This is a genomic window from Metabacillus rhizolycopersici, assembly GCF_020075705.1.
This window is the reverse complement of record NZ_JAIQUM010000033.1, coordinates 31,600-56,417: the sequence shown is the minus strand read 5'-3', so window position 1 is coordinate 56,417 and position 24,818 is coordinate 31,600. Positions and strand designations below refer to the sequence as shown.

Annotated in this window: 25 protein-coding genes and 1 other RNA gene; 7 read left to right on the top strand and 19 right to left on the bottom strand. The window is 35.8% G+C overall.

Features of this window, described 5'->3' with window-relative positions:
* Positions 1 to 174 precede the first annotated feature (174 nt).
* The 8 genes from K9V48_RS15010 to K9V48_RS14970 all read right to left on the bottom strand — a co-directional run bounded on the left by K9V48_RS15010 (position 175) and on the right by K9V48_RS14970 (position 8,074).
* A complete protein-coding gene (locus K9V48_RS15010) occupies positions 175 to 360 on the bottom strand; it encodes a hypothetical protein (protein ID WP_224139827.1) in 186 nt (61 codons plus the stop codon).
* Between the two features lie 115 nt (positions 361 to 475).
* Positions 476 to 1,624 carry a THUMP domain-containing class I SAM-dependent RNA methyltransferase gene (locus K9V48_RS15005; RefSeq protein ID WP_224139825.1) on the bottom strand — a complete coding sequence of 383 codons (1,149 nt, stop codon included), beginning with the start codon at positions 1,622 to 1,624 and terminating at the stop codon, positions 476 to 478.
* A gap of 342 nt (positions 1,625 to 1,966) precedes the next feature.
* Positions 1,967 to 2,358: RNase P RNA component class B (gene rnpB / locus K9V48_RS15000), an RNA gene on the bottom strand.
* Positions 2,359 to 2,539: 181 nt separating this feature from the next.
* A complete protein-coding gene (gene gpsB, locus K9V48_RS14995) occupies positions 2,540 to 2,839 on the bottom strand; it encodes a cell division regulator GpsB (protein ID WP_111614305.1) in 300 nt (99 codons plus the stop codon).
* Between the two features lie 105 nt (positions 2,840 to 2,944).
* Positions 2,945 to 3,505 carry an SLOG family protein gene (locus tag K9V48_RS14990; protein ID WP_224139823.1) on the bottom strand — a complete coding sequence of 187 codons (561 nt, stop codon included), beginning with the start codon at positions 3,503 to 3,505 and terminating at the stop codon, positions 2,945 to 2,947.
* A gap of 130 nt (positions 3,506 to 3,635) precedes the next feature.
* Positions 3,636 to 3,935 (bottom strand): CotD family spore coat protein, encoded by a 300-nt coding sequence (locus K9V48_RS14985; protein ID WP_224139821.1) that lies wholly within the window; start codon positions 3,933 to 3,935, stop codon positions 3,636 to 3,638.
* 350 nt (positions 3,936 to 4,285) lie between these two features.
* Positions 4,286 to 5,557, bottom strand: a complete 1,272-nt coding sequence (locus K9V48_RS14975; RefSeq protein WP_224139817.1) for a ribonuclease H-like domain-containing protein — start codon at positions 5,555 to 5,557, stop codon at positions 4,286 to 4,288.
* Positions 5,558 to 5,785: 228 nt separating this feature from the next.
* On the bottom strand, positions 5,786 to 8,074 hold the full coding sequence (locus K9V48_RS14970; RefSeq protein ID WP_224139815.1) for a DEAD/DEAH box helicase: 2,289 nt from the start codon (positions 8,072 to 8,074) through the stop codon (positions 5,786 to 5,788).
* 289 nt (positions 8,075 to 8,363) lie between these two features.
* On the opposite strand from K9V48_RS14970, the gene K9V48_RS14965 reads away from it, so the two are divergent.
* The 3 genes from K9V48_RS14965 (at position 8,364) to K9V48_RS29095 (ending at position 9,451) form a co-directional block, all read left to right on the top strand.
* Complete coding sequence (locus K9V48_RS14965) at positions 8,364 to 8,843, top strand: Hsp20/alpha crystallin family protein (RefSeq protein ID WP_224139813.1); 480 nt, start codon at positions 8,364 to 8,366, stop codon at positions 8,841 to 8,843.
* 214 nt (positions 8,844 to 9,057) lie between these two features.
* Positions 9,058 to 9,330 carry a sigma-G-dependent sporulation-specific acid-soluble spore protein CsgA gene (locus K9V48_RS14960; protein ID WP_224139811.1) on the top strand — a complete coding sequence of 91 codons (273 nt, stop codon included), beginning with the start codon at positions 9,058 to 9,060 and terminating at the stop codon, positions 9,328 to 9,330.
* On the top strand, positions 9,317 to 9,451 hold the full coding sequence (locus K9V48_RS29095) for a hypothetical protein (protein ID WP_263432840.1): 135 nt from the start codon (positions 9,317 to 9,319) through the stop codon (positions 9,449 to 9,451). Before K9V48_RS14960 ends, K9V48_RS29095 begins: the two co-directional genes overlap by 14 nt.
* A 39-nt stretch (positions 9,452 to 9,490) precedes the next feature.
* Here the strand turns inward: K9V48_RS29095 and K9V48_RS14955 are convergent, their stop codons facing one another.
* Positions 9,491 to 9,946, bottom strand: a complete 456-nt coding sequence (locus K9V48_RS14955) for a YppG family protein (RefSeq protein ID WP_224139809.1) — start codon at positions 9,944 to 9,946, stop codon at positions 9,491 to 9,493.
* A 138-nt stretch (positions 9,947 to 10,084) separates the two neighbouring features.
* On the opposite strand from K9V48_RS14955, the gene K9V48_RS14950 reads away from it, so the two are divergent.
* Complete coding sequence (locus K9V48_RS14950; RefSeq protein WP_224139807.1) at positions 10,085 to 10,249, top strand: hypothetical protein; 165 nt, start codon at positions 10,085 to 10,087, stop codon at positions 10,247 to 10,249.
* Between the two features lie 255 nt (positions 10,250 to 10,504).
* Here K9V48_RS14950 and K9V48_RS14945 read toward each other — a convergent pair whose 3' ends face one another.
* Positions 10,505 to 10,867 (bottom strand): DUF1798 family protein, encoded by a 363-nt coding sequence (locus K9V48_RS14945; RefSeq protein ID WP_224139806.1) that lies wholly within the window; start codon positions 10,865 to 10,867, stop codon positions 10,505 to 10,507.
* 154 nt (positions 10,868 to 11,021) lie between these two features.
* Complete coding sequence (locus K9V48_RS14940) at positions 11,022 to 11,282, bottom strand: hypothetical protein (protein ID WP_224139804.1); 261 nt, start codon at positions 11,280 to 11,282, stop codon at positions 11,022 to 11,024.
* Between the two features lie 176 nt (positions 11,283 to 11,458).
* Here K9V48_RS14940 and K9V48_RS14935 point away from each other — a divergent pair, with 176 nt between their 5' ends.
* From K9V48_RS14935 to K9V48_RS14925, 3 genes are all read left to right on the top strand, one after another.
* On the top strand, positions 11,459 to 11,557 hold the full coding sequence (locus K9V48_RS14935; protein WP_111614296.1) for a spore protein: 99 nt from the start codon (positions 11,459 to 11,461) through the stop codon (positions 11,555 to 11,557).
* A 532-nt stretch (positions 11,558 to 12,089) separates the two neighbouring features.
* Positions 12,090 to 12,680: a Holliday junction resolvase RecU gene (gene recU, locus K9V48_RS14930; RefSeq protein WP_308012584.1), complete on the top strand. Its 591-nt coding sequence runs from the start codon at positions 12,090 to 12,092 to the stop codon at positions 12,678 to 12,680.
* A gap of 227 nt (positions 12,681 to 12,907) precedes the next feature.
* The gene (locus tag K9V48_RS14925; RefSeq protein WP_224139801.1) at positions 12,908 to 15,685 is read left to right on the top strand and encodes a PBP1A family penicillin-binding protein; all 2,778 of its coding nucleotides are present in this window, start codon (positions 12,908 to 12,910) and stop codon (positions 15,683 to 15,685) included.
* 216 nt (positions 15,686 to 15,901) lie between these two features.
* Here the strand turns inward: K9V48_RS14925 and K9V48_RS14920 are convergent, their stop codons facing one another.
* The 8 genes from K9V48_RS14920 to panD all read right to left on the bottom strand — a co-directional run bounded on the left by K9V48_RS14920 (position 15,902) and on the right by panD (position 24,756).
* Positions 15,902 to 16,465, bottom strand: a complete 564-nt coding sequence (locus K9V48_RS14920; RefSeq protein ID WP_224139799.1) for a YpoC family protein — start codon at positions 16,463 to 16,465, stop codon at positions 15,902 to 15,904.
* Positions 16,455 to 17,120, bottom strand: a complete 666-nt coding sequence (nth, locus tag K9V48_RS14915) for an endonuclease III (protein WP_224139797.1) — start codon at positions 17,118 to 17,120, stop codon at positions 16,455 to 16,457. The genes K9V48_RS14920 and nth overlap by 11 nt, the downstream gene beginning before the upstream one ends.
* A gap of 384 nt (positions 17,121 to 17,504) precedes the next feature.
* On the bottom strand, positions 17,505 to 18,209 hold the full coding sequence (locus tag K9V48_RS14910) for a DnaD domain-containing protein (RefSeq protein ID WP_224139795.1): 705 nt from the start codon (positions 18,207 to 18,209) through the stop codon (positions 17,505 to 17,507).
* A gap of 266 nt (positions 18,210 to 18,475) precedes the next feature.
* Positions 18,476 to 19,768, bottom strand: a complete 1,293-nt coding sequence (gene asnS / locus K9V48_RS14905; protein WP_224139794.1) for an asparagine--tRNA ligase — start codon at positions 19,766 to 19,768, stop codon at positions 18,476 to 18,478.
* 343 nt (positions 19,769 to 20,111) lie between these two features.
* The gene (locus K9V48_RS14900) at positions 20,112 to 20,618 is read right to left on the bottom strand and encodes a cell wall elongation regulator TseB-like domain-containing protein (protein WP_224139793.1); all 507 of its coding nucleotides are present in this window, start codon (positions 20,616 to 20,618) and stop codon (positions 20,112 to 20,114) included.
* Positions 20,619 to 20,634: 16 nt separating this feature from the next.
* Complete coding sequence (locus tag K9V48_RS14895; protein WP_224139792.1) at positions 20,635 to 20,805, bottom strand: YpmA family protein; 171 nt, start codon at positions 20,803 to 20,805, stop codon at positions 20,635 to 20,637.
* Between the two features lie 371 nt (positions 20,806 to 21,176).
* Positions 21,177 to 23,993, bottom strand: a complete 2,817-nt coding sequence (gene dinG / locus K9V48_RS14890) for an ATP-dependent DNA helicase DinG (protein WP_224139791.1) — start codon at positions 23,991 to 23,993, stop codon at positions 21,177 to 21,179.
* Positions 23,994 to 24,372: 379 nt separating this feature from the next.
* On the bottom strand, positions 24,373 to 24,756 hold the full coding sequence (panD, locus tag K9V48_RS14885; protein WP_224139790.1) for an aspartate 1-decarboxylase: 384 nt from the start codon (positions 24,754 to 24,756) through the stop codon (positions 24,373 to 24,375).
* Positions 24,757 to 24,818: the final 62 nt, after the last annotated feature.

Here is a 24,818-nt window from a genome sequence, read left to right as displayed (position 1 = left end):
TCGCAGGCACCAATTCATCTAAAGCAATCATTTCAATTTGATCTCGTTGAATAGAATTATGTTTCGAAAGCATCGTCATCACCTCAAGGTTTTTCTTACTTCTAGTTTAAAACAAAAAAGACCGTAGACAAACTCAATTTTCATCGAGTTTGTCTACAGTCTGAGACGAAGAGATTAATTCTCTTCGTCTATTTTTTTATAACCTAATTCTAGTAATTCTGCTGTTAACAAATCGGGTGTAACAATATAGTATGTAGTTCCTTCATCATTTGATATGATAACCTCGGTTGGGCTTGCATCAACACGGGCTGCATCTAAAGCAAAATATTTTGGACCTAGTTGATCTAGTATTGAAGACATTTCCTCCACCTCCTTTTATCTTTTATTATACAAGTAATAACCTATTTTTCGTATAGTGTAAAAGTTTATATTCATGATAATCCATGTTTGTGCGACTTGACTAGGAAAGTTAAACTCATTCTTTGTTATTTCTTGGTGGACGTACATTTGACCAATATTGATAGAAATCTGTTTTGATAAATCCATTAAAAAGTTTACGCTTTTTCGTAGCTGGTTTTCCGTAAAGTCCTTCGAAGCCTTCATGTGACGTCAGCATATAAATACTCCATGTATCTAAAGTAGAAAATGCTTGTCCCATTTCCTTATACATTTGTTCAACTGCTCTTTTCTCACCAAGACGCTCACCATATGGTGGGTTTCCGACAATAACACCAAATTGTTTATTCGTTGTAAAATCCTTTACTTGCATTTGCTTAAAATGAATAAGTTCGCGTAGACCCGCTTCCTCAGCATTTGCTTCAGCAATCGATACCATGCGATGATCAATATCAGAAGCTTGTATATCAAGAGGCTGATCATACTTCGCTTTGTCCTCAACTTCTTGTCTAGCAAGGTTCCATTTATCTTCTCCAATCCAATGCCACTGTTCAGAAGCAAATTCACGATTAAATCCAGGTGCGATATTTTGACCAATCAATGCTGCCTCCATCGGGATTGTACCTGAACCACAAAACGGATCAACAAACGGACGATCAGGTGTCCACCTAGTTAATAAAACGAGCGCTGCTGCAAGTGTTTCTTTTATCGGTGCTCCCCCTTGATCAATCCGAAATCCACGCTTATGTAATCCAGTCCCACTAGCATCAATCGTAATTGTTGCAACATCCTTTAACAAAGCAACCTCAATTCGGTAAAGTGGCCCATCTTCATTAAACCAACCAGTCGTCTTATAATGAGATTTTAATTTTTCAACGACAGCTTTTTTTACGATTGCTTGACAATCAGGGACACTTGCAAGCATAGACTTAACTGATTTCCCTATTACAGGAAATTCTGCATTTTCAGGTAAGTAATCTCCCCAGTTCAACGCTTTCGTTTTTTCAAAAAGCTCATCAAAGGTTTTTGCTTGAAATTCCCCAACCTTAATTTTTATACGATCCGCTGTTCGCAGCCATAGATTTGATCGGCAAATAGCTAATTCATCTGCTTCAAACGTTACTTTACCATTTTCAATTTTACAATCATACCCTAAGTCCTTTACTTCTTTTCCAACAATTGCCTCTAGTCCCATCGCAGACGTCGCAATAAGTGATAACTTCTTCATTCATTCACCCTACCTTACTTCTATTTCCAATATTAGTATTTAATAAAATGAGTTTTAACTCATTAACCATCATCGACTATTTTTATCATATCTATCCAAAAAATATGTAAAGAACAAAAGCGCAAGCGCCTTGATCAGACCCGACAAACATAAGACGCTCAGGAATAGATGGTGCTCTTTACCTTCAATTCCTGAGTGGCTTAGATCCAAGAGGGGCTAGGCGCTGGCGCTGGATGTCATGCGCTTATCCACAGTTCAAGAATTTTATAGTCTCCTATAACGTGAAAAGGGGCTGAATCGTTCAGCCCCTTGTAGCATTTGTTTTCATACTGATTAATAACGTTCGATAAGCCATGTTTTGTTCCATTGTACTGCAAACGGCTAAGCCTCGTACTCAGGTGGTAATCATCTATCTACAGAAGCAATTAATTGCTTCTGTCCTTCTTTTCGTTCGTTTCCTCCAAGAAGATGCCCCTACCATTATTTGGGTTTCTCGCTCGTGGGGTTTACCCCGTTCCACCCTTACAATTTCTTGTAAGACTCCGTCACTGTGGCACTTTCAAGATAGTCAAGCCATATCCAATGGACTTAGGCTTTTTCTCTGCCGTCAACCGGATTAATCCGGCTGCCCTAGCTTATGAATTCGCTAGGCACGAACACTACAGGCATCACAGCACTGTGCGAGCATGGACTTTCCTCTACAACCCTATAGGTTGCAGCGATTACCTAAACGTTATTAACAAACAACAAAATTAAGTATACATAAATTTCTCAAATAAAACAAGTGTAAAAAATTGTTTTTTCAAGCAGGACTTCCAACAGTGAGGGCTTTCTTTATCCCCCACCGTTTCTCCTTCAGCTCTTTGAATCACTCAAGCTTAGAGGTGGGGAGTTTACTCGTCCGTTAATGCAAAATCAATCGTAAAGTTTACTACCAAAAACATGTTTCTCTAAGTTCGATAATCGTTTCAAAATATCGAAATTTGTTGTATTCGTTTGGACTTGGGGCTGTTTTTTATATGTATCATCCAATTGTTTTTTCAAGCGAAGATTTTCTTGTTGAAGATCTTCAATTTCTTGATGGAAGGTTTCATAGTCTTTAATGATGTAATCTAAAAACTTGTCAACTTCCTCTTGTTTATACCCTCTTACCCCCGATTTAAATTCTCTTTCCAAAATTTCCTTAGCTGTTAATTTAATTTTATCTGAAAGCATATCTTTCACCTCATCATAGCGAAATCATCAACCTTATTTTTTCAGAAATCTTATAAATTGTCAATTTCAACAATCATTTGTTACAAATAATATTTTAGACAATTCTTACCAAAATTCGCTATTTTTCATATTTTCGTCCTCAACTACTACCTGTAAATCCGAAAAGTTAATTAACTCAATTGAATAACTACTCGATTCTTTCTTCTTTCTCGCAATGTCCAATAAAAATTTGGGCGAGCCTTCATTCTCTTCATCATAGACAAGAAGGAGTCCTTCACTTTTGCTTACAAGAAAATCATTCTTTTGACGGAATTGCAACGGACTTTCATATTCTCTCTTTGTAATACTATCAACAAAATTAGCTTGTGACACGATGAATTCATAATACTCTTGATTGACTTCATTCCATTTACTTTCTTGATTTAAAAATGGAGTAAGAATCGCAAGTTTTAATTCGGGGTAATCCATTTGCAAGTCGTAAACAACTTCAGCTGCCCAAAGTTCAACCCCCATTTGACCGCTAATGATTACCCATTCCAATCCATCTTCTACAAGCCTAAGTAACGATTTTTCAATTGCCTTTTTAATATATTGTACTGCTTGATCATCATTTTTATAAATTCCTAATTCAAACGATTTATACCCAGAGATCATTATTACTTTCACATTAATCACCTATCGATAATTTGATCGTTATAATCATTCTAATGAAACAGTTTATTTCATAAAAATACTATTTGTATCTGTTCATAAATGGAAAGGAGCTGAAAAATCAGCTCCTAAACAAATTTTTACCTTATCGACCAAATGGACCAAAGCCGCCAAATCCTGGACGCGGTCTTGGACCTCCAAAGCCATACCCTGGAACTGGTTGCTGACCGTACACATTAAAGTGTTGGTGTGTTACTTCGTTCTCAACAGATTGAGTTTGTGGGAAATAGTGTTGATGCTTATAAAAATCATGGTTTACTGTTGTTGTGTGTTGTGGATGGATGTGTGGTACGATTGTTTCAGAATAGGTATTCTGCACACAACATTTAGTCGGGTGTACGATTGGTGCCATTACATTTGGTTTACAACAATGATGATGATGCATATGTTAATCTCCTTTCAATCATTTAGTTTACCTTACACTTTTAAACTATGATGAAAGGGATATACATGTACTAATACATAAACCTAATTTTGATAGAAAGTCTTATATCTGTACGCGAACATCTACCTAATCTTTATAAAAAGGCAAAAAAGCTATCTTTGAAATTTGTCAAAATAAAGACTGTTAAAACGACAACGACGAAAAATAAGTAAAGGATACTTTTATACACGGTATTCTACTCCTTCAAATTGATAATACAGTCACTTATTTTACATCGTTCAACAAGAATCTACAATTGTTTATTTTTCAATTGAAAATATTTTCGTTGTTTTACCGCTTTTTTGACGAATTTACTCAATTTCTGCGCTTACCCGGGCAATATTATTAGAATATTTCCGCTTTAATCGATTAATTCTTTTTTCTATTTCATTCTTCTCCGAATGGGCTGAAACAAGTTCTACCTCCTGTAACAACGTATATACTTGTTCACTAAAATACAGCGCTTCTTGATAGTTCTTTTCCTTGTGCTCATAATATTTAGCCAATTCAATCGCTGCCTTCCTAACAGTAACCCCATTACTTGCTGAATCGATGATAGCCTTCCAAGTTGCTACGGCTTTTTCCCAGTGCTTTTCCTTCTTATAATGATGAGCAACGGCAAACTTTGCTTCAATTTCCTTATTTGTACCTTTTTCCATCAATGACTGGTAAGCAGTAAATGCAGCGTCTTTATCCCCCACATACTCTAACCATCTAGCAATTTCAAAGTGCTCTGCTGAATTTGCTTCATGATTTGTCTTTAATAACTTTAAAGATAAGTGGATATATAATGTGATCAATGATAATACGTCAATTTCATTGTGTTTAAGAACACCTGTAATGATACTTGGATGCTGTTCTTTGACAAATTGAAAATAAATCATCGGCGCTAAAAAGCCTGGAATATCATTTTCTCTAGTAATATTAAGAATTTCACTTTCAACATTTGAAAGTCTTACAGACTCAAGTTCATTTTTCCATAGCCTTCTGGCTGCATGAAACAAATCAAAATGACCAAATGCAGGAAGACTGGGTACTGAATCTCGTATTAATGTATGCCGCGTTTTAACTTGCGGCCAATCAAATGCCTTGCCATTGTAAGTTACAAGAGTTTTACTATTAATCCCTTGTAAGAAACTCTGGTATAACGCTATTTCATTTCCTGGTTTTGGTAATAGATGCTGTTTTACTACGACTCGATCCGAAAAGACTTGGGCTTGTCCTAATAAAAAGATTGTGTTCCCTGCTCCACCACCAAGGCCTGTAGTTTCAGTATCGAAGAAAAACAGATCACTTGCTTCATGACCTTTACATGATAGGGGGTGAGTTGAATCACTTTCATTCCACATTGAAACAATCTGATGAAATTCACCAAGTTGATAATGCCCATGTTGATAATCTAATGGGTATGATACTTCTCTTATTAGACATTTTTGGTCATCGAATGAAAAAATAGTTGTTTGAAAGTCTTTCCAAACTTGTTCAAGCGGATCATTAAGTTCTACCTGCTCAGTGATAGTAGTTTTACTTTCTTCTCTTACTACGTGTTTTTTCATTCGATTTAATTTATTTTTTAACGACATTTGCCTCATCCTTTAATTTAGTAAAAAGGTAATGGGGATGGAACTACGCTAATTTACCCTATTCTTAGCGGACAGTAGATCTTCCACTGTCGGAAGTCTCCCTACACTATCACAACTACTCTATAATTAAAATAGACAAATTTGGTTGCAACAAATGACATAGAGTTTACTACGCTTCCACCACCATCTGAAGTTGGGCTCGTTGCTCTACTTCAATAATTCTTCTTTTTAATGGGTATCGTTTCTACTCATTAATAATTTTGCAAGAAGTAGGTGGGTATCTTTTTTTATTGAATTTGAACTACTTTCCGTACCAATACAAGAAGGACACCCAGCATGACAAGGGCATGCGGATAGTAATTGTAATGCTTCAGTTAAAACAGTATCCATTGTTTCGTAAATTTTCTTTGATAATCCGACACCACCTGGATATCGATCATATAAAAAAATAGTTGGTTTTTCATTATGAGTAGCTTTTATTTGAGCAATCACGTGTAAATCTGAAGGATCACACATTACTTTCAAAGGAGCAACATGCTGAAGAACATGTGCAGCACCAATTAATGATTCTTCGAGACGATTTTCTGTCATTTCTTCTTTCATACTTAATTGCAAACTCATCCATGCAGCATTTGTATGAAGCTCCTCCTCAGGAAGATGGATTGGACCAGAACCGATATTTTCATGTGTATCAAATTTTATTTTTTTAAAAATCGTTGCCATCGCTTGAACAGTTACATCTCCAAATCCATATTCAGTACGCTCATTTTCTTGATGCATATCCTCTTCAAGTACTCTTAACTGTACTGCTAAATTTGCGTCAGTAAAATAATCAACATCTACTTCTCTTACAAAAGCCTTTTTCTCCGCCCAATCTAGCTTCTCAACCTGAAATTGAACTCCTTGATGTAAATAAATTGCTTCATCGTGTAATAGTGTCATCGCACTAAATCGGTCCATTTCGCCAATGACCTTTACATGTGCAATATCGGTTTGATCGATTATAATCACATTTTCTTGAGATGCAGAGCGAAGGCTAATGTTATGCGCTGGAAAGGAATCATTCATCCAATGATATGTCTTATCATTATAGTATAAGACCCGCTCTTCTGCTAAAAATTGTAAAATTTCCTCCAATTCAAGTCCATCAAATGTATCTCCCTCTTTAAAAGGAATCTCAAAAGCAGCACATTTCAAATGATCAACGAGGACGACTAAATTGTCTGGATTAATAATAGCAGTTTCAGGGTTTTGCTTAAAGAAATAATCAGGGTTTTGAATAATATATTGGTCTAGCGGGCTAGAGCTAGCCACCATTATAATCACTGCTTCTCCTTGCCTTCTTCCAGCCCTTCCTGCTTGCTGCCAAGCACTTGCAATTGTTCCTGGGTAACCTGTCATTATACAAACCTGTAGCCTACCGATATCAACACCTAGTTCAAGCGCATTTGTACTCACAACCCCTAACACTTCACCGTTTCGCAAGCCTTGTTCAATCTCTCTTCTTTGCTTTGGTAAATACCCACCACGATACCCTCGGATTGATTTCGCTTTTAGTTCGTTTTTAATCAGTTCTTGTAAATAAGTCAAAATAATCTCCACTCGTACACGACTTCGAGCAAAAACGATTGTTTGAATTTTATGCTTTAGAAAATGACCCGCTAGTCTTCTCACCTCTAACGTTGCACTTTTTCTAATATTTAACGGCTTATTGACAATAGGTGGATTATAGAAAATAAAGTGTTTTTTACTCGATGGTGCCCCATTTTTTGAAATCAGTTCCATCGTTACCCCTGTTAGTGTTTCAGCTAATCCCTTCGGGTTTGCAATCGTTGCTGATGTGCAAATAAACTGCGGATCACTTCCATAAAATTGGCAAATTCGTTTTAGTCTTCTTATGACGTTCGCAACATGACTACCAAATATACCTCGGTAGATGTGTAATTCATCAATAACAATATATTTAAGATTCTCGAAAAGAGAAACCCATTTTGTATGATGAGGTAAAATCGCTGAATGAAGCATATCAGGGTTCGTAATGACAATATGTCCAGCTTTCCTCACCTTTTGCCTGATTGCAGGGGACGTATCACCATCATATGTATATGAATTCAACTGAACACCCATTTCTGCAATGATCTCATTAAGTTCTGATTTTTGGTCTTGAGCGAGTGCCTTCGTCGGAAAAAGATATAATGCACGACTTGTTTCATCGTTCAAAATTTGCTGTAGTACGGGAAGATTATAGCACAATGTTTTTCCAGATGCCGTAGGTGTTACAGCCACAAAATGTGATCCATTCTTCGCAATCTGATATGCCTCATATTGATGAGTATATAATTCTTGGATACCTCTACTTTGCAAAGCTTTTTTTAAACGTGAATCTATCTCATTAGGCAAATCGTCTGTTTCTGCCTCTCTTGATGGAATTGTATGCCAATGAACGATTTGTTCATTAAATTCTTTTTCCCTTTTTAATGCTTGAAGAAGACTTGTTAATGATTGTCGAAATTCCACTTTATCTACACCTCACTTCATATCCTTGTTATCATGGATTGTTCTAATCCTATTTTACCGAATAAACGTTCGGAAATAAAACTAGACTTCCTTTACCTAAGCCAAACAGTTTACCCACACCATCACTTCTTTGATCCACTTAAAGTACGGTGCCGCCTTACTACCTATCACACTTATTTTTTGATAAATTTCCCGTTTCTTTCTTGCTGGTATTATAACGTAATTTCTCTAACCTTTTTTCTAACTCATCATATACTATTTTAAATGCGTTTGAGTAAGGAGGAATTCGATGAATAAAAAAAATGAGCTTGATCATACAAACAAGGAACACCCATTAGAACAACTAGACTTTTTCCAAATTGTCGATCAGTTTTTCCAAGCTGAGCCTATAAAACAATTTATGAATGAATTCAATACGATGTTGGACAATCCATTTCCTTTTCACCATATTAATGTTACTACTTATGAAACAGACAAAAACATTGTCGTTGACATAAAAATTCCACCAGTAAAAAAAGAACAAATTAAACTTGAGCTTTTCGACCAGTATTTAACTATTTCGATAACAAATCATGAAGAAATAAAAGAATTCAATGAAAACTCAGCAACATTTAGAAATTATACATCATTTGGTAGCTTATCAAGAACAATTCTTTTACCTTTTCCTGTTAAAGAAAATGAAATAAAAACAAAGTTTAAAGAAGGTTCCTTGTTAGTAACCATTCCAAAAAAATCAAGACAAGTCCAAATTGAAGATGATCATTTTTAAATTGAGACTTCACTTAATCTTTACTGGCAGTTATCCCCTACCTATCATCTTTGTTCAGCTTAAACATTCAGGTAGGGGCTTACTCCCCGTAAAGAATAGGTTAAAGACGTTAACAAGAAAAACATCCAAATATTGTTCAGAGAGAAATACCATTCTATCCAAATACTAAAATTGGCGGCGCAAAAGTGGACAAGCAGAAAAGGACTGATCAAACATGGATTATACGTTAGATTATTTAAAAGAAGCGTTATCGAATTATGAACAAAGTACCGTTTGTCAAGAAATTAGCCAAAAGATGGAAAGTGGACATTTCAAAAGTGAAGGAGAATTCGTCCTTGCCCTTACAGATGATGAAATTCAATTTTTAAATACTGTTTTACCTGATGAAATAAAATATTCATTTAATGAACAAGACTATACTCGCGGTAATCAACTAAATGAGGTTTATGAGCTATTAATTGGGTATGATCATCATGAATCCGAATAATACGAAGCATTATTCAAATACAAATGTGGAAGAAATAAAGCGGCAAAATGCCCAATCAGGATTGTCCTACAATGAGGTAAAACGTCTACTTGGAGCAAAATTTTTAAAAGAGCAAAAATGAGGATCACCTCTTTTGCTCTTATTTCCTTTTTTCTCATTTTCACTTAAACATCGAAGTGACTCCTTTAAATAGTCCTCCCATCTGGTTGACAGCACTCACCATTTGTCCTGCTGTATCCATCATCTTACTATAATCTAATTGACCATCAGATTTCTTAAATTGTGATATAACTGTTTGAAATCCTGATGACTGCTGCTTAAGATTAGGTGCTGGTTTAGGGTATGGAGTGTGATATGGTGTGTTCATAAACTGCCCATGCACATTACCATTGCCGCCACTTCCCACAAAAGGTTGAAAAGGTTGATGAAATGGCTGATGGTATTGTTGGTGATAAGCTTGATAATATGGTTGTTGGTGCATTGTAGCATTCGTATTTTGACCACTTTGAAAATTAGATAGCTGTTGATTATAGGGATTAAAAGTCGGAGCTTGTTGATAGTGCTCACTTTGTCTTCTCCGTGGTCTACTGTTATAAAATGGATATGGCTGATTCATTCAAATTCCCCCTTTCAATATTCGGAACCTAGTTATATTACTATATGATGTAAACGCCTATTAGGTGAAACAATTAGATACATGATTATCACGTGATTTGCTCATATTAGAAGGGAAACGAATAAGGGAGGTTTTTTCATGGCTAGAGGTAAACATTTTAATCATAAAGAAAAAGGGCACGAACCTACAATTTCAAAACAAGGTCAAGAAGTTGAGGCAAAGGCAAATAAGCATATTGAATATGAAATTAATACTGTTGCGACTGAAGATGCTGCACCAGTTAGCATGAAAATAGAAAAGTAAACGAACAAAAGCGCAAGCACCTTGATCAGCCTCAGGCATAGCATAAGACGCTTTTGAATAGAAGGCCCTTCAATTCAAAAGTGGCTGTAGACCCAAGAGGCAGTCAAGAACGCGACGTCCTGTCGCATTGACTGCACTTGCACGTCCTGTGCTTCGGAGCCGGACGCTTACGCTAGATGTCGTGCGTTTATCCACAGTACAAGAATTTTATAAATTCCTAACCAACAAAAAAAGGGACTTACTACTAAATAAGAGTCAGTCCCTTTCTTCTATTTCCGCAAGGATACTATTTACAATATACTCCACTGAATGATGTAAATTATGAAACCTTTGCTTATTTACATCTTTATAAAAGGATTGCAATACAACCTGTTCTATATTATCAAGCGTAGATTCAATTTGTGAAAGATGGACATATTTTGGTTTTTGTTCCTTTACCCAAGCTTCTGCTAATGGTTTCCATGCATTTGCTTGATTCATAATCTTTTCAAACGTAGGCTTTACCTCATCATAAAAGAGAGCTTCCGTTTTTTCTGGCTTTGTATTCACTAATTCAAACCGTTCCTTACAATTATTCAAAAGTTGCAACAGCTCTTTTGACGTCATTTTTAATTCCATTAAAAGCTCACCTCTACGCTTATCATACCAAACCTTACAAAAAAGCACATATTCAACTTGATTGTTTATGAATCATATGATGTTATGAACATTTAAAATGGGTAGGCCCCTTTTTCAAATGACTTTGCTATAGCCCATTCAAACATTACTCTCATTAGACATTTGTTGCTATTAAAGGAAAAATGGAAGCATGAGACTGATCGTTATCATTCTTTAGATGTGTATCTTTGGCTCTGTCTAAGCAAGAAATAATGTCAGTTAATTGCTCATCAATACGAGCTGCATCCTCAATAATTTTCTGCCCTATTTTCTTAGTTGAAACTTTGTTCATAAGTACTTTCTCAAGTGCAAAAATTTCTTGTTCTAACTCAGCTAATTCCCTCACGATTACACTCTTTTCAACGATATTTTTCATCCTTCTCCCTCCTCTTATAGCTTATTATTCGCTCTCAATTTCCAGCCACCTTCACGCTTGACAAAACTAGTTTCTTTTCGTCAAAGATAGTGATATTGTGCATTCTTCGACATTTACCTTGAGCTTGTATGGAAACAATTAGGTTTGTAAAGACTACACAATAGGAGGTGCTAATGATGGCTAAAAAACCAAAAGGAAAACAACAAACGACTGAAGAAAAAGCACGCAGTACTGGCGATAAAAAGTTGGATGGTCCAAATCGTCCTGCAACTTAAATGATGTATAATGACATTTTTTAAAAATCGTAAAGAACCTTTGAAACAATTCAAAAAATGCAATAATAAAGCAAGCAAGGAAACCGTCCTTGCTTGCTTTATTTATTTTTCCACTATTTTTGTAGTGAGTATATAAACTATGGCTAATATATCTTGTGTCAATTCTCCCCATTCCTTCATCATTTTTCAGACCATTTGCTCCTTACATCATACTTTTATCTTTTGACCATGAAACTATTCTTGTTCTTTTTCGTCTATAGTTTGTGAAACCAGAGGATATGCTTTTCATCATTATAAGTTGACCCAGAATGTGGTACAATTTTCGATAAAATCAGGAATAAAAAGCCATATATGATATTGTTGTACAGATATTGTCGTAATTTTTCTTTATAGACGTATAATTTATATATGTGCAGATTTCAATATCAAAATAGAACAATACACAATTTAACAAAAATGATACTTATTTATCATTCCTTTCCACATAAATTTGGTATGATAGGTAGTAGTTTTTATGAGGAGGAAAAGTATGATTTTTCGTTATCCGAACGGAAAGACTTATCAACCAACAGAACATACGAAACATACGAAGCAACAATCAATTTCTTATAGTAATCGGGGGATGACTCTAGAAGAAGATTTAAATGAAACGAATAAATTTTATCTTGAAAACAAGACAGCGGTTATACATAAAAAACCAACACCTGTACAAATAGTAAATGTAGACTATCCAAGAAGAAGTGCTGCTGTTATTAAAGAGGCTTATTTTAAACAAAGCTCAACGACTGATTATAATGGGGTATACCGTGGTAAATATATTGATTTCGAAGCGAAGGAAACAAAAAATAAAACGTCATTTCCGTTAAATAACTTCCATGATCACCAGATTGAACATATGGAAAGTGTGTTAGATCAAGGTGGAATAAGCTTTGTTATTTTATCAGCATTTGATGACTATTACTTCCTTGGAGCTGAGCACCTACTGACATTTTGGAATCGACAAAATGATGGTGGAAGAAAATCAATTACGCTTAAAGAACTACAGGAATTCGCCTATACAATCCCATTAGGATATCAAGCAAGGATTGACTATCTTAAAATTATAGATAAACTATATTTTTAAGTATAATAATAGAAAGACCTAGATGCCTTGGACGGATTCGTGCTAAAAAGCTGTTCATTGCTATGTAGTTACAGGAATGTCGTTAGGAGTGGCAACGACCAACTGATAAGCACTTCAACATTTAGTGGCTTTTGGCCCTGCGCTTCGAATTAGCCACAAATCTCCGTAAAAAATAAAAACGGATAATAACGGTTTTTAATTAAAACCTATTGAAAGGTTGGAAAGATATGTCTGAACAATATAATAGTCGTGAAGAACGAAAAAGACTACAGACCCAAAAAAAGACAAAGACAAAATCAAAAAAGAAAGACCCAAAAAATTCAGCACCACTCTGGAAGAAAATCCTTCTAATCTTGCTTGCAATTGGGATTGTCGGAATGGTTGCAGGTGGTATCACATTTGCAGTCATTGTCTCTGGTGCTCCATCTTTAGACGAACAAAAACTAAAGGATTCATTCTCATCAAAAATATATGATGTAAATGGCGACGAGATTACTGAATTTGGACAGGTTAAACGGACTTACGTTCCATATGAAGACATTCCTAAAGCCCTTGAAGAAGCAGTTCTTGCTACCGAAGATGCACGGTTTTACGAGCATCACGGAGTGGACATCATCCGCTTAGGTGGTGCACTAGTAGCAAATATTCAAGAAGGTTTTGGTGCTGAGGGTGGTAGTACAATCACTCAGCAGGTTATTAAAAACTCACTTTTAACAACGGATAAAACAATTTCCCGTAAAGTACAAGAAGTTTGGTTAGCATTTCAATTAGAACAAAAATATTCAAAACAAGAAATTCTTGAAATGTATTTAAACAAAATTTACTTTCCTGGGAACATCTATGGTGTTGCGAAAGCTGCCGATTCATTCTATGGAAAAGATTTAAGCAAGCTAGAGCTACATGAGGCAGCGATGATTGCAGGGATGCCTCAAAGTCCTAACAATTACAATCCAAGAACAAATCCAGAGAGTGCTGAGAAAAGACGTAATATCGTCTTATCATTAATGGCGAAGCATGGTTTCATCTCAGAAGCCGAAGCGAATGAAGCAAAGAAAGTCCCTATTCAATCAACACTTGTTAAACCAACTGAGAAAGCAAATCCTTATCACGCATTTGTCGGAGAGGTTATTCAGGAAATAAAAGAAAAAACAGATATTGATGCTGGTTCTGCCGGATTACAAATCTATACAACCTTAGATCCAAAAGCACAGGAAACTGTGGATGATGTATTAAATGGCGATGTCATTAGTTTTCCAGATGATGAACTCCAAGCTGGTATTTCACTAATTGATACGAAAACAGGTGAGATCCGTGCGATTGGAGGCGGCCGTAATCAGCCTGTAGGTGGCTACAATTACGCAACAGATACAAGACGCCAACCAGGCTCTACAATTAAACCTGTACTTGATTACGGACCTGTTATTGAGCATGAAAAATGGTCAACATATAAGCAAATCGTTGATGAGCCATACACTTATAGCGATGGAACTCCTATCAATAACTGGGACCGAAGTTATATGGGCCAAATGTCAATTCGTCAAGCATTAGCACAATCCAGAAATATCCCGGCTTTAAAAGCATTACAAGAGGTTGGTTTAGAAAAAGCCCAAGCTTTTGCACAAGGTCTCGGTATTCCTCTAGACGAAATATATGAACCTTATGCAGTTGGAGGATTTACAAGTGGTGTTTCCCCTATGCAAATGGCAGGTGCTTTTAGTGCCTTTGGTAATAACGGGATTTTCATTGAGCCACATACAGTTAAGAAAATCATTTTAAGTGATGGCACTGAAATTAATCTTACTCCTGAGCCTAAAGCGGCTATGAGTGATTATACAGCGTTTATGATTACAGATATGATGAAATCAGTTGTTCAATATGGTACTGGTGCATCAGTGAACATTCCTGGTATTAATATCGCAGGTAAAACTGGAACAACAAACTTTGATGCAAAACAAAAAGCGGCATATAACGTCCCTTCTGGTGCTGCAAAGGATGCTTGGTTTGTTGGCTATAACCCAACTTATACAGCCGCTGTTTGGACCGGATATAATATTAGTAAAGAAAGTGAAAAAGTATATTTAAATTCATCTGACCAAAAATTAGCAAGAGCAATATTTAAGAAAATATTCTCTGAAATTGCAGCTGATGATGATTCTGACTTTGAGCAACCTGACAGCGTCGTAAAAAAAGCAGTTGAAATGGGGTCATCAGATGCCGTATTAGCAGGAAATAATACTCCTTCAAATCGAATTGCGTATGAATATTTCGTTAAAGGCTCTGAACCTTCAAAGGTTTCGAAAAAATATGATAAACCGGCAAAACCTGCTAAACCTGCCAAATTATCTGTTAATTATGACCAAGCATCAAATTCAGTCAGTGTAAATTGGAATTATGATGAAGGTGCATTAGGATCTGTTTCATTTGAAGTAAGTCAGTCTGTTGATGGCGGACAATATCAAGTAGTATCTAATTCGAAAAATAGGTCCTATCAAATAGCAGATGTAACTCCTGGGGCAACATACTCCTTCCAGGTTGTAGCAGTCAGTGACGAGGACTCTGGCAATCGAAGCAATGCTGCAGCAACTAAAATTCAAATACCTGGTGCAGTGGAAGAAGAGCCTGAGATAGAAGAGCCTGAGATAGAAGAGCCTGAGATAGAAGAGTCTGAGATAGAGGAGCCTGAGATTCCAGATATTCCTGGACTTGAAGGAAATGAAGATAATGATGATACTAAAAATGAACAACAGAATAATGACCAGGGCAATGGCGACAGTACCGGCAATGGCAATAACAATGGCAATAACAACGGCAATAACAACGGCAATAACAACGGCAATAACAATGGCAATAACAATGGCAATAACAATGGCAATAACAATGGCAATAGTGGCGATGGAGCAACGACGCCAACCTCACCTCCTGCTGAAACCAGTACACCGCCTCAAAATAGTTCTGGAAAAGAAGAAGATATACAACCAAATGGTGATAATGGTGAAGGAGAATAAGCTATTATCCTTTCAAAACACTCTGAGGTATTACTCTATATGAGTAATACCTCAGAGTGTAGACAAACCCCTTTTTCAAAAATTCATCTGAAGAAAAAGGGGTTTTGTTTCTTTTTTAGTTACATATTTGGTGGTTCCTGTTGCGAAACAGCACCATATATTGATAAGTTAGTAATTATAAAAAACGGCTATCGACTTTGTCGACAGCCTGAGGTATTACTCTATATGAGTAATACCTTTTTCATGTTTCATTTGTTTTATCGCTTGACCTTTATGATAGATTTTTTCTATTTCATCAAATAATTGTTGCAGCTGTACAAATGAATGGTATTGAGTAGGTTTATTGATAACAAACAATAGTCTTTCCTCACAATTTACAGGTTTTAGAATTAAATCGGAAATCATCATATTTTTCACATGTAAACCTTTTACATATGTTTCATTTGTCCAAAATAAACATACAATAAAAAGGGAAAGAGCATGAATAAGTGCAGATTCATTTTGCTTGCTACTTTTTCTTTGAGTAAAACCTTCCTGTAATTGTGGCTTTAACTCTTTCCATTGTTTGAATACAATGGGAACACTTCTCTCTGAATGTTCCCATGGTACTTCTGTTAATTTTTCTCCTACTAAATATAGCATATCAAAATAAAATGGCTCTGCTTTTACCTTTTTTTCTAAGTCTACGTAATGGTCGTGACATGTAAATGATGTACCAGTTGAATAAAATGGAGCGTATCGAAATGATTCTGGAACTTGATACACATTCCTAGCGCACATTTACCGATTTCTCCTTTTTCATTCGCTTTTGACCTTCCCTACATAAATGTAAGAGTGGACATACTTCACATTTTGGTGATTGTGCTTTACAATGGTAACGTCCAAAAAAGATCAACCGATGATGTGTTTCAGACCATTCTTCTTTCGGAATTTTGCGCATTAACGTTTTTTCAACCTCTAAAACAGTATCCTTCCATCGACAAATCCCTAAACGCTTACTTACTCTTTCTACATGTGTATCAACCGCTATTGCTGGAACACCAAACGCTACCGATACAACAACATTAGCTGTTTTTCGTCCAACACCAGCAAGTTTCGTTAATTCTTCATGTTCTCTCGGTACTTCGCCATTATATTGTTCAAGCAATGTTTCACATAGGCTTCGGATATTTTTGGCCTTATTTCGAAACAATCCAATGGATTTAATATCTGACTGTAATTCCTCTAATGGAACCGCAAGATAGTCTTCTGGTTTTTTATATTTTTGAAAAAGACTTTTTGTTACTTTATTTACAAGTGCATCAGTGCATTGTGCTGATAACGCAACTGCAATGACAAGTTCAAATGGGTTTTCATGGACTAATTCACAATGTGCGTCCGGAAACATCGATTCAAATGTATCTAAACACTCTCGAATTTGTACTTTTGTTAACATGTATTCACCTTCTTGACATTCGTTTTAACGATCATAGATTTGATTTCAAGAACAAAAGCGCAAGCGCCCGTTCAGCCACGTATGAACTGGAGCACTCCGAATCTAGCTGCGGCTCCTAGCCCCGAAAGTCTAGCCAAGCGGGAATTGAAAGGTAAAAAACACCTTCTATTCCCGCTCGTCTTATGCTGGTCGGAACTGGACAGTCGCCTCCGCTTTTTCGTGTATGAGATAAAGGAAACACGAAGAGCGAATGCAATTCGATGTTGCCTTAGCGTATAAGGAGGGTCAAGTTCACTAGTTGCTTGTCGCTTTCGCTGGATGTCATGTGCTTATCCACAGTACAACAATTTTTAGTTTCCTATAACAAGAAAAAAGAGCTAAATTCTAGCTCTCAAGCCAATTATAAAACGGAACCTTTCGTTTGTACTCTTCATTACTTTCTTGTTTACTAGAAGAGTTCACTTTGTGCTGACGGAATTTTTTTGCATGATTACGTGCTTGCTCGATTGTACGAATCCCACTCTTTTTCCATTCAAACAAGATTCTGTCAATATAACGAAAGTTCAACTTACCTGACATGACCGCTTCTCTTAAAGCAGCTTTAATAATAACTGGATCATAATCTTCCTGATCAATCCATATCGCTAATGTTTCGCACTCAAACGGAGATAATGGACGTCCAAATTCATTTTCGAAAATTGTATATAAACTTTCATCCGCTTGCTTGCTTTGATCAAGCTCTTTTTTATTATTTTCCTGTATGAAATAAGTATATAACTTATCCCATAGTGGCTTTAATGAGTAGTTTTCAAAAAGAATTGTATTTTCTTCACTCTCTTCAATTGTTAAAAATCCTCTTTGTATTAAACCTCTTAATATCGTTGTACATGCTGAAGTTGAGATTGACATGTGTTCGGATAGCTCGGTGGGAGTTGGAAAATGATTACCACTTTGTTTAAAATTTTTAACATGAAGAATCATCATAAATTCCTCTTCTTTTAAACCTAATTTTGAATAATTATTAATTAAAAGTACGGGAATCGATACATTTCCCGTTTCTTGCAAATAAATAAATTGTTCTTTCTTCATCAAACACACCTCACCTTCAAGTATATCATGACATCATGCAACATTGTATAAATTCGGCTTCGGTTGTTATTACCAGTCCCAGTATAGTAAAGGATGTACAAAGAGCCTGAGATACTTACATTAACGATCTAACGCTTATTTTCGAGTCCTGTCCCTCTTTTTAGTACGATGGAATTCAGCACGAAACAAGGATTCCAACTTTACTCGTAAATAAAAAGCTGACCCTCTAGAGCTTTTTAAGCTATTTTAGAGTCAGCTTTTTTATTTTATGGATACAATCTGTTTAATAAACGTGGAAATGGAATTGTTTCGCGGACATGCTCTACACCGCTAATCCACGCTACAGTCCGTTCAAGACCTAATCCAAAACCTGAATGAGGAACAGAACCATATTCTCTAAGCTGTAAATACCATTTATACGCTTCATTATCTAATTTATGTTCGTCTAATCGTTGCTTTAGTAAATCAGCGTCATGAATCCGTTCAGAGCCGCCAATAATCTCGCCATAGCCTTCAGGTGCAATTAAATCAGCACATAAGACTACATCCTCACGATTTGCATCTGGTTGCATATAAAACGGCTTTAAGCTCGTTGGATAATGAGTTATAAATACTGGTTTATCGTAAGCCTCAGCGATTGCTGTTTCATGTGGGGCACCAAAATCATCTCCCCATTTAATCTCAGTAAACCCTTTTTCATGAAGGAAAGTAACCGCATCATCATATGTAATACGTGGGAATGGCGCCTTTATGTTCTCTAATTTAGAAAGATCTCTTCCTAATGTGTTTAATTCCAATGAACAATTATCAAGAACACTTTGTGCAATATAAGACACATATTCTTCTTGTACTTTTAAATTGTCTTCAAACTCATAAAAAGCCATCTCAGGTTCAATCATCCAAAACTCGATTAAATGTCTGCGTGTTTTGGATTTCTCAGCTCTAAATGTTGGACCAAATGAAAAGACTTTACCTAGTGCCATAGCAGCTGCTTCCATATAAAGCTGGCCACTTTGTGAAAGGTATGCATCCTCTTCAAAATATTTCGTATGGAAAAGCTCTGACGTTCCTTCTGGAGCACTTCCAGTTAAAATTGGTGGATCGACCTTTACGAACCCTTCTTTATTAAAGAATTCATATGTTGCCCTGATGATTTCATTTCTAATTTTCATCACAGCATGCTGACGTTTTGAACGGAGCCACAAATGGCGATGGTCCATCAAAAATTCAGTTCCATGCTCTTTAGGCGTTATTGGATAATCAGCTGACTCTGCAATTACTTTAATATTTGTAACGCCAAGTTCATATCCAAACGGAGACCTTTCATCTTCGCGAACGATACCTGATACGTACATAGACGTTTCTTGTGTAATCGATTTAGCCTGTTGGAATATCATTTCTTCAACTTCAGCCTTAACGACAACTCCTTGTATAAAGCCTGTTCCATCTCTTAATTGTAAAAACGCGATTTTACCACTTGAACGCTTATTTGCTAACCAAGCACCAATCGTCACTTCTTCTCCTACAAATTTACCTACTTCTGCGATTGTCGTTTTCACTTAATAATCCCCTCCATCATGCTCTGATGTCCGAATCTCTATGTATTAGTCGCTTTTTTTATTATTATACTTTTTTTAAATCTGTGTTTCAATCTGACACAAAATGCTGTATCGTTACTTTTCTCCCTAATTTCCAAGAAATCAAAATGTGAGATAAACTTCACCTTATATAGGCAGTTATACCCCACCGATGCTTCTTTCATTCATTAAAAGAGAGGCAAGGTATTACAGTTTGTTAACAAGAGATAAAAACCTAAACAATGATTGTGCTTTTCCTCATCCTGCTCCAAAGCTCAGCCTTCATGCTATATCTCCTACATAGATCAAGGTATTTTCGTTTTGATTATGAATCCTTTGTACTTTTTAAGGCCATATGCTTGATAACCTCGCCATTATTAAAATCGACATAATCATATGTGAAACGACCAGACTGAGATTTATACTTTACTTCCCAAATTGGGATTTCTTCATCCATACCTAATTTTACTGAAACAATTTCTACTGGATCATATTCTTTATTCACATTCGTGATGGCTTGTTCTTTCGTAATTCCTGAAGATTGTTTTTTTACAATAACACTCTCATTCTTTTTAGTTTGTGGTATCCAAACATATACTTTCTTATTTTGAGCATTTGTACCTGATAATACATGATATTTTCGGTGTCCATAGAATGTTTCAATCCAATCAATTGATGACAATTTCCCTTTTTCTATAGCTAATGCTTTTGACTTATCATGGCCCTCGAGGTATTGATCTCTAGCAGAGGTATATGTCGACGTAAATACCCAGGCAGCAATAATTAATATGACAATTGTGATGATTACCGTAACCGTTGTTTTTTTGCCCATTACATGTCTACTTCCTTTATGTACGATAAATCGTAAAAACAGCTTTATTTTTATCTTCTTGGTCAAGCGCTAATCCAAACATTAGATCATTTCTCTTTAGTGTCCTATTTAACAGATCAACAACTTTATATAAATCGTCCGAGTGGTCAACAGTCACTGTTGATACTATTTCTATTTTACTTTCCAAAACATTATCCTCCTTCGAGCAATAGTGGTAACGCCTTACTCAACTTCTGGTAAAGGGAATGCTTATTCAGTATTTGAATCGTTTTCACCTTCAAATACTGAATAAGCTTGACTATTTAGCGCTAATCCACCGTTCAATACTTTTATTTCTTCCTACTTTAGAAACAAAATTTGTAACTTATATGTCAGTTTAGTATGGACACAATAAAATTACAACAATATCTTATTTGTTGTACCATGATTCATTATAACAGGTGTCAACCTTTTAGCGTGATAATAAATCTTCTCCTAACTCACACCATATTTAGGCTGGTTCGATTACCTCTTGTCATTTCGAATCAGCCACTTTTTGAATTTGACACTATAATGATTTTAGTTTATCCATTCTTCAATTGAATGTGTTAATAAATGCATTGGTTTTTTTTCTACTTCCACCTCTGGAATTGAATTAAGGAAATCTTTCCCATATTTTGTCGTAACAATACGGTTATCGAGGATAAAGACAATTCCCCGATCATCTTCATTTCGAATAAGACGACCGAAACCTTGTTTAAACCGTAAAATAGCTTCTGGAAGTGAGTATTGATAAAATGCATTTACGCCATTCTTTTCCAATTGATTGCATTTAGCTGAAACAATTGGTTCATCAGGAGATGCAAAAGGCAACCGAACAATAATCAGGCTCGTTAACTCATCACCAGGAAAATCAACACCTTCCCAAAAACTATTTGTTCCTAACAAAATAGCCTTGTCAAACTGTCTGAAGTTCTTTGTTAATCTTGAACGACTTCCACTTCCAGTTCCCTGCCCCATTATCATAAATTCATCTAGCGTTTCATCTTCTTTTAACAAATGATATGTCTTTTTAAGCATCTCATATGAGGTAAACAATACAAGAATTTTCCCATCTGTTATTTGCGCGACGCTACCTATATTTGCAGCAATCGCTTCTGAATAGTCATCAATGGAGACTTCATTTACAAGTGGCATATCACTAGGGATAAATATTTTCACCTGATTCTTGTACTTAAATGGTGAATTAAGCTGTAATTGTTTCGGAAAAAAGTCGGTTAAGCCAACTGCATCGATGATATATGAAAAAGATTGTTTTACTGTTAAGGTTGCTGATGTTAGAATGACGCTTTGCTTATTCGCAAAAAATTCATCTGCTAAATAATCTGAGACGTGTATTGGTTGCGCATAGATTGTGACAGCGTTTTTTGCACCTTTTGAATCAATTTCAATCCAAGTAACAACTTCTTCATTCGTTTCAAAAAACAAATCATTCATTTTTTGCTTACATTCTTCTAATATTGCGAGTACATGTTTAAAATCCTCATAAATGATTTTATTTTTTATCGAAAGTTCTCCCACATTTACTTTCCCCAAGGTGTGTAAAGATTTCTCCATTAAGACGATTAAATCATAAAAATTAAACTGGATTCTTTTCGCAAGTTCAAGAAGTGATTCCCATGTTCGATTATTTTCTTTTTCCGTATTATATTTATATGATGTACGATTTAAGTGGGATTCTTTTCTACGATTTAAAACATAGGAATGGATCCCTGAGAAGAATTGATGACAATCCTCTTGTAATCGCAGTATATAAACATTCATCTCCTTGAGGTCTATGTGTGTTCGTTCACCTATCTCTTCTCGCACTTGCATAAATTTACCAACCAATCCCTTTGTCATATCTGTCCCTAACCGGTTTATTACACTGTGTATGTCGAGGTAGGATAATCGTACGCCAAGACGCTCACTTGCTACTCGGTGAAAGTGATGCGCTTCATCAACAATGACTTCCTGATGATCTGGTAAAATCTTAGACTCACGTTGGAGATCTGATAATAGCATGGCATGATTTGTAATAATGATATTTGCATTCATTGCATGTTTTTTAGCACGTTGGTAGAAGCAATAGTCAGAAAATGGATTTCCTTTTAAAGATGATTGATCAACATAAAGTTGATTCCATAAAACTTTACCACCCGAAGGAATATTTAATTCATCAACATCACCAGTTTCAGTCTCTGTTAGCCATAGTAAAAGTTGTGCTTTCGTTAGAACGAAATCATAATTATCCTCTAACTCATTTAAGGACTGTTCGAATTTTTGCAGGCACAGATAATGGCGCTGTCCTTTTAATATTGCTGTTGTAAAGGCAAATGGAAAGAGTTTTTCAAGAAATGGAATATCCCTTTCAAGCATCTGTGATTGTAAGTTCGTTGTATAGGTACTGATAATTACTGGTCTTTGTTCCTTTTTAGAGTAAAATATCGCTGGCACTAAATAGGCAATTGTTTTCCCACTTCCAGTTGCTGCTTCAAACAAACCATGCTGATGAGTAGCAAAACCATCGAAGATTTCCCGCATCATGTGCATTTGTTCTGGCCGCACGTTATAAGAAGGAACGATATCACTTAACCGACCTTTTTCATTTTTAAAAAGTTCTATAAACTCTTTTTCGTTTAGATCTTCGTTCACTATGTTTTGGTGATTTGTTTCATTCACCCTTTTTATCGCTAATGATCGAATGATATGCAAATCTTTCCTATTGTTTTGTTGCTCGATTTTCATCAGCTTTTCTGATATCACACCTTCTAATATATCTCCAATATCACTTATAAAGGACTTTGAAAGCTTGGATAATTGCTGTAGGGTGCTGACTGGCAGTGCCATAAATTTCGCAAATATACGTAATAATAGAAGAGCAGTCGCTTCTGCATCACTATCAGCACGATGAGGGTTTTCATGCAGCATATTAAATTCATCGCTTAAATCAGATAATTTATAGCTTGTTTCTGTAGGAAAAGCAACTCTTGCCAATTCAACAGTATCCAGAATAGGTCCTGAGAATTGATATCCGCAGTTCTTTAACTCTTCTTGTAAAAATGATAAATCGAAATAAACATTATGAGCGACAAAAAAAGAATCCGTTAGCAACGATCGAATATCTTTAGCTATTTCTTGAAATGGTGGGGCATCCTCAACCATTTCATTCGTGATTCCAGTTAATTGCTCGATAAATGAAGGAATTTTTTGCATCGGATTGACAAAGCTCATATAGCGATCGACAATTTTTCCTTGTTCAATGACGACCGCAGCAATTTGAATAATTTTATCCCCTTTTTTGGGCGCGTTACCTGTTGTTTCTAAATCAATGACAACAAATCGTTGCTCTTTCATCTGTGACACCTCTATTAGTATGAAAAGCGGAAGCAGCATGCGAAAAGCTATAGGAGATAAAATTCTCATGAATCGAGATCGTTCGTGACCAGTCATACATGAAGTTTACCTTCATTAGTTGCAGTAAACACAAATGCCTGCCTTGTGCTTCCGATCTAAACAAAATCTATGTACATAATATGTAAATTTTGATTATAAATATACTTTACAGTTAATATAGCATAATTCCAATGATTTTATTATTAATAAAAAAGGACTGACTCATTTTAATTAACTGAAATCATTGATAAAATCAACGTATCGATCAGTAAATTTCAATTAATTGTGAGTCAGTCCCTATCATTAATTCATTTGATACTACATTGGATAAGCGATCGAACTACAAAATTGTAGCTGCTGGTTCATGTCCTAAAATGTCAACAATTTTATTGTTTTCATCCATAATCGCTATTTTTGGCTGATGTGAAGCAACCTGTTCTTCTGCAATTAGTGTATAGGTAAGGATGATGACGACGTCGTCTTCTTGCACTAATCGTGCGGCCGCTCCATTTAAACATACAACTCCGCTTCCTCGTTTACCCGGGATGATATATGTCTCAAATCGTGCACCATTGTTATTATTTACAATTTGAACTTTTTCGTTCGCTATCATTCCAACTGCATCAATAATATCTTCATCAATTGTGATACTACCTACGTAATTTAGATTTGCTTCTGTGACACGAGCACGATGAATTTTAGCGTTTAACATTGTTCGAAACATTTGCTCTCTCCTCCAAATCTTATGTTTTCTAAAAGACAGGTCTTTCATTACAGGGCACATAC